This is a genomic window from Chitinophagales bacterium (assembly GCA_013816805.1).
In the GTDB taxonomy this organism is placed as follows: domain Bacteria; phylum Bacteroidota; class Bacteroidia; order Chitinophagales; family UBA10324; genus MGR-bin340.
This window is the reverse complement of record JACDDS010000029.1, coordinates 1-6,383: the sequence shown is the minus strand read 5'-3', so window position 1 is coordinate 6,383 and position 6,383 is coordinate 1. Positions and strand designations below refer to the sequence as shown.

Genomic DNA, 6,383 nt, shown 5'->3' with positions numbered 1-6,383 from the left:
TGCAATCAGGTTACAGAATTATCAACAATTTTGTATTTAATTAACAAAAGAAAAAGTAGCAAAAAGAAAAATAATAATTGCAAAGTGATTGAAAATATCACTTTGCAAATCTAAAGGTTGGTCTTGGTCGAGGTTATAAGTATTGGCAGACCAACAACCTTTGAGCTGGATTAATATCGCCTTATGCTTCCTGAATATGAGAAATGAACTCCCATTCACTTTTATTCAAAGTGTAGAAAGAGGCATTTGAAAACGGTAATCTTCAGGATACTCTGCCAACGGTTTGCTACGGGGGTAGTTATTTGTCTTATATTTAATAGGAAAACTATGAAATAAGTAAAAAAATATTTTGGAATCACTGCGCTCAACATTTAATCACGTGAAAACTTATTTAACCTTCCTTCCAGCCATTCTGCTTTTATTTTGTTCTTCCTCTTTTGCCCAATTACCTTATCAAAGTGTATTACCCGACCGGACCAGCTACTATGAGCAACCGGGATACTTATTTGAAAATGGCAATTTGGTTTATGCATTCAGGGCAGATTCAATAATTGTCGTTGGAAGTGATGTCATTTATATTCCTTACAAGCAACTAAATAATTCTGTTCCTTTCTGTTTAGGACCAAATATGTTCGGAGACCGGATTCTGATTACATCCGGTATGGATCAATTTATAGTTGGAGATGACACCTTCAGCATTCTGCGAAATCCGGTATTAGATAAGAAATCAAACTTTCACCGTTATGCGGATGGCTCCTATATCACTATCCGGTTTGATTCACTGCATACGGAAGATGTGTTGGGTGAAGCAGACAGCGTGCGTCATTTTTCGCTGCGGCTTTATGATAGTTCGAATAAGTATATACAGAGTAAATGGGATAATGAATTTATTACTATATCGAAATTTCATGGTGCCGTTCAATTCCTCAATTTAGTTGATGATGAAAGTGTGAGCGCAGGAACCTATACACTCGTCGGCTTAACAAATCCTGATATCGGTTTTCACTTAGCAACTGCCCGGGAAATTTTTGATTTCGATGTTAATGATGAATTTCAATATTCTTACCATAACTCTTCCGGACTCCAGCCGGTATCCGAAGAGTATACAGATAAAAAACTCCTGGAGAAAGTCAGCAGTACCAATGGTGATTCGGTTTTTTATACCTGGAAGAGAATAATCGTTAGCTATCACTTTGTGAATGGATACCGGACAGATACCATTGTAACACAAGACACTATACAGGAGATCATTGTCTTTAATGAGCTTTCTGCTGTCGGCGATCTTCCTTTTACCATTTCGAAATCCTTTCTCAACCAGGGGGAGTTAAGCATTCATTACGTGTATGATAATTCATTCTGTGGTAAAAATATCGCAGAGCAAGCCGGGCTTTATGGATATGATTCGGTTTCCGGTTGCCTTCAGGGAATAATTTACTTTAACCTTCCTGATCGCAATAGTTTTGCTTCCGGACTTGGTTTGGTTTCCAGCTATGCTTCCGATTATCCATACAATGGAACCGGATTAACTTTTTATAAGAAGGCAGCTGATTCCTGCGGATCCAGAATAAATTTTTCTCTACTCACTAATGTGGAGGTAGTTAATGCCGGAATAAAAATTCAAATCTATCCCAACCCCGCCACCGATCAACTTCATATCGAAGCGCCAAGCATCCATAATGCAACCGTCATTATTTTAAATCTGTTAGGTCAGGTTGTATTGAAGCAGCAGTTTTCAGATAATGCTTCGATTGAAATTTCAACACTTCCAAAAGGAATGTACCTAATAAATATTACGGATAAGAAAGGGAATGTTGTGCAGAAGGGAAAAGTGGTGAAGGAATAAGCAACCTTATCCTTATTTCTTCTATTAAACTTTTGACCTATATTAAGGTCTTAGGACTGTTGTTAAACTTCTGAATGAAGAAAACGCTCCTTTACTTTTTACTACAGCTATTTACTTTTCAAATAACCTATGCTCAAACCTGGCTGCCGTTGGGTGAAGGTGTACGACCAGAACGTTCCTTTCAAAGTGCTGATGTAAGATCCATGGCATTTGATAGTGTTAATCAATGGTTGTATGTAGGTGGTGATTTTTACTATGCCGGAGATACTGTGTCAAGAATGTTGGCAATCTGGAATGGTATGAATTGGATTACAACAGAAGTAAATGGAGGATATTTTGCAAAACCTATTAAGTCATTATTAGCAAAGCATGATACCATTTATTACGCCACAGGCGGAGGTATTGCAGCTATGAAAGAGGACACTTATATAGAAGGAACCGGGTTACCAGGCTTAGGAGACGAAGTCCTTTGCATGCAATTCTACCATGATACGCTCTATGCAGGAGGGGACTTTGGAGGCTATATTAAAAAATGGACAGGAAAGAAATGGGAAACACTTGGTAGAGGTTTAAGCGCCTTAAATTCGGGTGAGGTAGATGCATTATCTGTTTATAATAATCAATTGATTGCTGGCGGCTTGTTTAAATATGCAGATGGAAAAGTGGTTAATAATATTGCCGCATGGGATGGAACAGCGTGGCATAATTTGGGAGAAGGAACAAAACTTTCTACTTCGGAATATTTAGGCAATGTGAATGCTTTAACCGTTTATGGTGATAAATTAATCGCAGGCGGCAATTTCGATACAGTCGGCAATAAACCAGCTTACAACATAGCTGAATGGAATGGTCTTGAATGGCAGCCTATGCCAGGCTTGTGTGGGATTGTAGAAGATATCATTCCCTACAAGGGAGGAATATATGCAGCAGGTTCATTTGGGGGATATGACGTGTGTGATGCGAATCGGGTCGCTTTCTATAATGGAAATGATTGGGTAGACCTCGGTTTTGGAATGCAATCTTTAATAGTATGTCTCGCTCTTTTTAATGATCAGTTAGTTGTCGGTGGCAGTTTTTATAAAGCTGGAACTACATCAGCTAATAAGATAGCAATGCTTACAAATTTCACAGGAGCTACAGATTTTAGAAATAATGAACAAATTTCAGTCTATCCCAACCCCGCCACCGATCAACTGCATATTGAAACCCCAGGTATCCGCAATGCCACCGTTACCATTATAAACCTCTTGGGTCAGGTTGTGCTGAACAGCAGTTTTCTGATAATGCATTGATTGATATTTCAACCGTGTCAAGAGGAATGTACCTGGTAAATATTATGGATGAAAGAGGAAATGTTTTGCAGAAAGGGAAAGTGGTGAAGGAATAAGCTAATGGCTTTACTCTAATTTTTACCGTTAAACTTTTGATCTAAAGTAAGGTCTTCAGAATGACTTCAATAAATTTATAGATGAAGACAACGATACTTTACCTCTTATTTCAATTTTTTGCTTTTCAAGTAACGTATGCTCAAACCTGGTTGCCGTTGGGTGAAGGAGTTGATAATGGTGGAGGATTTGGAGGGTATGTTAATACAGTGGCCTTTGATTCAATCCACAATTATTTATATGTAGGAGGAAATTTTTCATATGCTGGAAGTAACCCTGCAAATAGTATCGCCATTTGGGATGGACTTAACTGGATAAGTTTAGATATTAATTATTATGGTGATTATAGTTCTTTCCTAAATTACCACGATACAATTTTAGTTGCTGACTTATCCGGACGAATACTAAAGGTTTATGAGGAAACAATAGTTGATCAATTGCCTTCTTTGAAAGGGTCGATTGGCACACTATTAATTTACAATAATGATCTTTACGCCTGTGGCGATTTTTCTGCAGATTATGAGGATCATATTCTCAACAATATTGCTAGATGGGATGGAAAAACATGGATATCATTAGGCGGTGGTATTACAAGCGGTTACGTTAACACCATGTGCGTTTATAACGGCAACTTAGTAGTGGGGGGCAGATTTAATATAGCAGGTGATAGACCAGTTAATAATATTGCAACATGGAATGGAAAACAATGGAGTTCTCTCGATAGTGGGATCACTGATTCTCGTTCTCAGGCAGACGTTAATGCACTGGCAGTGTTCCAAGGCGAATTGTATGTTGGAGGATCATTTGATTCAGCCGGAGCTTTTTATAATGAGGATATTGCGAAGTGGAATGGAAATGAGTGGAGTTCTGTTGGTGATAAACCTATCATGGGATACATTTTATGCTTTACCTTAAAAGACAGCTCCTTATATGTTGGCGGCGCATTCGAAAGCATAGGAAAAAGGACAGCACGGTGGGATGGTAATCAATGGTTTGACTTAGATCTTACATCGAGTGGTTTTGTAAAAGTTTTAGGAAGCAATAAAGTAGATTTAATAGCCGGTGGAAGCTTTACTTATGGAACTAATGGGATAAGACTTAACAATATTGCACAGTATACTACTGTAACAAATATTAATGGTTTTGTAAAGTGTTCTGGTTTTTATATCTATCCCAACCCCGCCACCGATCAACTGCATATTGAAGCACCAAAAATCCACAATGCAACTGTCACCCTTTTAAATCTGTTCGGCCAGGTTGTGTTGCAGCAGCAGATTTCGGATAACGCAACGATTGATATTTCAACCTTAGCAAGAGGAATGTACCTGGTAAATATTTTGGATGAAAGTGGAGATGTTGTGCAAAAGGGAAAAGTGGTGAAAGAATAATAATAAGGATGTTTTCTTTGTATTGTATGATCTTATAGTATATGCCAAACATTAATCATGAAATAAGATGAAAAAATTATTTTTCAGTCTTATTCTTTTTGCCTTTTTCAATTCCTATGGTCAAACATGGATACCATTAGACGGAGGAGTGTATGATGGTAATGGATTCGGTGGGTACATTAATTCAATGGCCTATGATTCTGTACACAATTACCTGTATGTGGCTGGTAATTTTAATTATGAAGGGAACGATTCAGCTCCGGGTCTGGCCATCTGGGATGGATTGGTGTGGCAGGGTATTCACATAAATTACTTTGGAGAATACACTAAGGTGCTGTACTATCACGATACAATATATGTTGCTGATGTTACTGGCAGGATATTAAAGCTCTATGGAACAGCTATTGTCGGACAAATTTTTCCTTCTATGAAAGGTAAAATAGATGATCTGTATTTCTATAAAGATTCGCTCTATGCCTGTGGGGAATTCACAACGGATTATGACGGCACTCTCCTAAATGGCATAGCTCAATGGGATGGAAGTAAATGGAATGCTTTAGGAAACGGACTGGATGGAGGATATCCTTATACGATGAGCAGCTATAATGATGATTTGATTGTGGGAGGCGATTTTACTAATTCTGATTCCTTAGCCTTGAATGCTATTGCTGCGTGGAATGGAAAACACTGGTTCGCCCTTGGAAAAGGAATTGCAAGAAGTACCGATCGTCCAGGCGTTTCAGCATTACAGACTTATCAAAGCCAATTGTATGTAGGAGGAGGATTCGATTCAGCAGGTGGAATTTTTGCTTTCGATGTTGCGAGATGGAATGGATCTGCTTGGGACAGTGTAGGAGCTGGCTTGAATGGTGACGTTTTAACCTTTCTTGTCAAAGATAGTTTTTTGTATACAGGTGGAAATTTCAATAAATATAAAACCAGAATAGGTTACAGAGTAGCCAGTTGGAATGGAAATAAGTGGCATGATTTGAAACTATCATCTACGGGTTCTGTAAGTGATATAGAAATTTTCAATAATGACATAATTGCAGGAGGTGATTTCAACACATTATTAAGTGGTGATTTTGTAAGTAATGTTACGGAATATACAGTGACCACAAATGTTAATAATGTTCAGAAAGAAAATCAAGATGTTTCTTTTTTTACAAATCCTACTTTGGGTCAACTGCATATTGAAGCACCAAACATCCATAATGCAACCGTCACCATTTTAAACTTGTTCGGTCAGGTTGTTTTGCAGCAGCAGTTTTCAGATAAGGCATCCATTGATATTTCAAATCTTCCGAAAGGAATGTACCTGGTAAATATTACGGATGAAAGAGGAAATGTTGTGGAAACAGAGAAGATTGTGAAGGAATAATCAACAGCTCCTTTTCCAGATTGCTTCCATTAAACTTTTGACGAATATTAAGGTCTACAGAAAGACTTCAATAGTTTATACATGAAGAAAACCATACTTTCCTTCCTGTTTCAATTTTTTGCTTTTCAAGTAACTTACTCTCAGGTGTGGGCACCATTAAGAACGGGGCTTAGAGCTGAAGACTCCGATGGAATTGTTACAGTAAATACAATAAGCGTTGACACTATTAATGGTCTACTGTATGCAGGAGGACTATTTGGCCATTGATTTCTATGACACGGCCAAACATTTTAATGAGTAATTTTTTTCATAAGGTTCTCCGCGTTTAACCACAGCAAGAACGCGCGCCAGTAATTTGTTTTTGACTGCATTGAGTACGCTCATTT

The 6,383-nt window shown here is 38.0% G+C and carries 5 protein-coding genes; all 5 read left to right on the top strand.

Translation table 11 applies throughout. The annotated features are described in order from the left end of the window. The first annotated feature begins 379 nt into the window (after nt 1-379). The 5 genes from H0W62_15260 (at nt 380) to H0W62_15240 (ending at nt 6,264) form a co-directional block, all read left to right on the top strand. Entirely contained in the window at nt 380-1,843 is a 1,464-nt protein-coding gene (locus H0W62_15260) for a T9SS type A sorting domain-containing protein (GenBank protein ID MBA3649876.1), read from the top strand. 74 nt (nt 1,844-1,917) lie between these two features. Continuing rightward, entirely contained in the window at nt 1,918-3,135 is a 1,218-nt protein-coding gene (locus H0W62_15255) for a T9SS type A sorting domain-containing protein (GenBank protein ID MBA3649875.1), read from the top strand. Nucleotides 3,136-3,311: 176 nt separating this feature from the next. Beyond that, entirely contained in the window at nt 3,312-4,616 is a 1,305-nt protein-coding gene (locus H0W62_15250; GenBank protein MBA3649874.1) for a T9SS type A sorting domain-containing protein, read from the top strand. Nucleotides 4,617-4,683: 67 nt separating this feature from the next. Continuing rightward, the gene (locus tag H0W62_15245; protein MBA3649873.1) at nt 4,684-5,997 is read left to right on the top strand and encodes a T9SS type A sorting domain-containing protein; all 1,314 of its coding nucleotides are present in this window, start codon (nt 4,684-4,686) and stop codon (nt 5,995-5,997) included. A gap of 81 nt (nt 5,998-6,078) precedes the next feature. Further along, nucleotides 6,079-6,264: a hypothetical protein gene (locus tag H0W62_15240; protein MBA3649872.1), complete on the top strand. Its 186-nt coding sequence runs from the start codon at nt 6,079-6,081 to the stop codon at nt 6,262-6,264. The last annotated feature ends 119 nt before the right edge of the window (nt 6,265-6,383 follow it).

Coding starts and splice junctions, on each gene's coding strand:
- H0W62_15255 (MBA3649875.1), top strand. CDS start 1,918: ATGAAGAAAACGCTCCTTTACTTTTTACTACAGCTATTTACTTTTCAA.
- H0W62_15250 (MBA3649874.1), top strand. CDS start 3,312: ATGAAGACAACGATACTTTACCTCTTATTTCAATTTTTTGCTTTTCAA.
- H0W62_15245 (MBA3649873.1), top strand. CDS start 4,684: ATGAAAAAATTATTTTTCAGTCTTATTCTTTTTGCCTTTTTCAATTCC.
- H0W62_15240 (MBA3649872.1), top strand. CDS start 6,079: ATGAAGAAAACCATACTTTCCTTCCTGTTTCAATTTTTTGCTTTTCAA.